Annotated in this window: 3 protein-coding genes; 2 read left to right on the top strand and 1 reads right to left on the bottom strand. The window is 62.7% G+C overall.

Going from position 1 to position 2,917, the window contains the following annotated elements; genetic code table 11:
* Nucleotides 1-81 precede the first annotated feature (81 nt).
* On the bottom strand, nucleotides 82-1,446 hold the full coding sequence (locus ACE04F_RS27965; protein WP_486110823.1) for a formimidoylglutamate deiminase: 1,365 nt from the start codon (nucleotides 1,444-1,446) through the stop codon (nucleotides 82-84).
* Between the two features lie 142 nt (nucleotides 1,447-1,588).
* On the opposite strand from ACE04F_RS27965, the gene hutC reads away from it, so the two are divergent.
* Nucleotides 1,589-2,299: a histidine utilization transcriptional repressor HutC gene (gene hutC / locus ACE04F_RS27960; protein WP_305501386.1), complete on the top strand. Its 711-nt coding sequence runs from the start codon at nucleotides 1,589-1,591 to the stop codon at nucleotides 2,297-2,299.
* A complete protein-coding gene (locus tag ACE04F_RS27955) occupies nucleotides 2,296-2,865 on the top strand; it encodes a HutD/Ves family protein (protein ID WP_486110821.1) in 570 nt (189 codons plus the stop codon). Before hutC ends, ACE04F_RS27955 begins: the two co-directional genes overlap by 4 nt.
* Nucleotides 2,866-2,917 lie beyond the last annotated feature (52 nt).

Here is a 2,917-nt window from a genome sequence, read left to right as displayed (position 1 = left end):
GAGGGCTTCACATTCAACACATAAGTTGATTGATGGTCCGCCTTCGCGAGCAGGCTCGCTCCCACATTGTTGGTATGAGGATCAGCCCAGAAGCTCGCGCAACACCTCGGTGAACGCCCGCGCGCTTTCCTCTTCGCCGGCATGGCGCCCATCGCGCACCACCCATTTGCCGCCCACCATCACATCCCGCACCTGACGATCGCCGCCAGCGAACAGCCAGCGATTGAGAATACCGTCGCCGTTGGCCGTGGCCAGGTACGGATCGTTGCCATCAAGCACCAGCCAATCGGCGCGCTTGCCTACTGCGAAAGCACCGATGTCTTGCCCTAGCGCCTGGGCGCCACCGTCCAGCGCGGCGTCATACAGCGTGCGCCCGACCATCGGTTGGTCCGTTCGATACAACCGGTTGCGCCGCTGGTCTTGCAAACGCTGGCCGTATTCCAGCCAACGCAACTCTTCCACCACGCTCAACGACACATGGCTGTCAGAACCGATGCCCATCCGCCCACCTTGGGCGAGGAAGTCCATGGCCGGAAAGATTCCGTCGCCGAGATTGGCTTCAGTGGTCAGGCACAAACCGGCAATCGCCCGGCTCCTGGCCATGAGGCTGACTTCCTGGGGGTTGGCGTGCGTTGCGTGGACCAGGCACCAGCGCTGGTCGACTTCAGTATTTTCGTACAGCCACTCCAGCGGCCGCGCGCCACTCCAGCTCAGGCAATCGTCGACTTCCTTTTGCTGTTCGGCGATGTGGATATGCACCGGGCAATGCGGATCACTGGCGGCCAGTACGTCCTTGATCTGCCCCGGCGTCACGGCGCGCAAGGAGTGGAAACACAAGCCCAGCGCCTGATTGGCTTGCCCGGCCAGGACGGGTTGCAAGCGCTCTTGAAGCTTCAGGTAGTTTTCGGTGCTGTTGATGAACCGGCGCTGCCCCTCGTTGGGCGCCTGGCCGCCAAAGCCGGAATGGCTATAGAGCACCGGCAGCAACGTCAGGCCGATGCCGGCGGCGCTGGCGGCGTGGCTGATGCGCAGCGCCAGTTCGGCCGGGTCAGCGTAGGGCGCGCCGTCGACGTCATGGTGCACATAGTGGAATTCGGCGACCGAGGTGTAGCCGGCCTTGAGCATTTCGATGTACAGCTGGCGGGCGATGATGCCGAGTTGCCCGGGGCTGATTTTCCCGACGAGGCGGTACATCAGGTCACGCCATGTCCAGAAGCTGTCGTTGGGGTTGCCGGCCACCTCAGCCAGTCCGGCCATGGCCCGCTGGAAAGCATGGGAATGCAGGTTCGGCATGCCTGGCAAGAGCGGGCCGCCCAGTCGTTCGGCGCCGTCTGCGTGGGCGCCGGCCTGGATGTGGGTCAGGATGCCGTTGGCATCGACCTCAAGACGTACATCATTGGCCCATCCACTAGGCAGCAGCGCGCGTTCGGCAAAGAAGGCGGACATGGTTGACCCTCATTTGTGAAATTTGTATATACATATACAGACGTTTGCCTGGCCGGTAAACTCCGGCAAGCTAGCCACCTAATTTGCAGAACAGGGAACCGCCGTGCCGACTCCGCCTGCCAAACCGCCGCTGGCCGCAACCATGGGTGACAGTCCGGCGCCCTTGTACGCCCGCGTCAAACAGATGATCACCCAGCAGATCGACAGTGGAAACTGGCCGCCGCACTACCGCGTGCCGTCGGAAAGCGAACTGGTCAGCCAGTTGGGCTTCAGCCGTATGACCATCAACCGTGCCCTGCGGGAAATGACCGCCGATGGCCTGTTGGTGCGCATGCAGGGTGTCGGCACGTTCGTCGCCGAGCCCAAGAGTCAGTCCGCGCTGTTCGAAGTGCACAACATCGCCGATGAAATCGCCTCCCGTGGACACCGCCATACCTGCAAGGTGATTACCTTGGAAGAAGAGGCCGCCGGCTCCGAACGGGCCCTGGCCCTGGACATGCGCGAAGGCCAGAAGGTCTTTCACTCGCTGATCGTGCATTTCGAGAACGATATCCCCGTGCAGATCGAGGACCGTTTCGTCAATGCGCTGGTGGCGCCCGACTACCTCAAGCAGGACTTCACCCAGCAAACGCCTTACGCCTACCTGAACCAGGTCGCGCCGCTGACCGAGGGGGAGCATGTGGTCGAGGCGATCCTGGCCGAGCCGAGCGAATGCAAGCTGTTGCAGATCGAGCGGGGCGAGCCGTGCCTGCTCATTCGCCGTCGCACCTGGTCCGGGCGCCAGCCGGTGACCGCCGCGCGCCTGATCCATCCGGGCTCCCGTCACAGTCTGGAAGGGCGTTTTCATAAATGAGCCAATTGAAAGTGCTACGTGCTGCGGATTACCCCCGCATGCCTTGGAAGAACGGTGGCGGCAGTACCGAGGAAATCACTCGCGATGCAGGCACTGGCCTGGAAGGCTTCGGTTGGCGCCTGTCGATCGCCGATATCGCTGAGTCGGGCGGTTTTTCCACCTTCGCCGGTTACGAGCGGGTCATCAGTGTCTTGCAGGGTGACGGCATGACCCTGAATGTCGATGGCCAGGCCACGCGGGCGTTGCACCCGCTGGACCCGTTTGCGTTCAGCGGCGAAAGCCATGTGCACTGCACCTTGCTGGGCGGGCCGATCCGCGATTTCAACCTGATCTATGCGCCACAACGTTACCGCGCGCGGTTGCAATGGTTGGGTGGGCAGCAGCGTTTTCTCAGCGAGGCGGGGACGGTATTGGTGTTCAGCGCGGCGCCGACGCTGAGGGTAAAAATAGACGAGGCGGTCGAGACGCTGGGGCTTTATGACTGCCTGCAACTGAGCGGCAACGCTGGGCTGCTGGAGATATCCACCCAAGGCCAATGCTGCGTGATCGAGCTGACGGCCCACTAAGAAGTCCTGCAAAAGAGCTTTTGTGGGGGGGGGGGGGGGGGGGGGGGGGGGG

The organism is Pseudomonas sp. AGC41, assembly GCF_057334555.1.
The sequence above is the reverse complement of the archived record's forward strand: the minus strand, read 5'-3'. Positions and strand labels throughout refer to the sequence as shown.

Bases quoted from the DNA above. Each gene is read 5' to 3' on its own strand.
- ACE04F_RS27965 (WP_486110823.1), bottom strand. From the start codon at position 1,446: ATGTCCGCCTTCTTTGCCGAACGCGCGCTGCTGCCTAGTGGATGGGCC.
- hutC (WP_305501386.1), top strand. From the start codon at position 1,589: ATGGGTGACAGTCCGGCGCCCTTGTACGCCCGCGTCAAACAGATGATC.
- ACE04F_RS27955 (WP_486110821.1), top strand. From the start codon at position 2,296: ATGAGCCAATTGAAAGTGCTACGTGCTGCGGATTACCCCCGCATGCCT.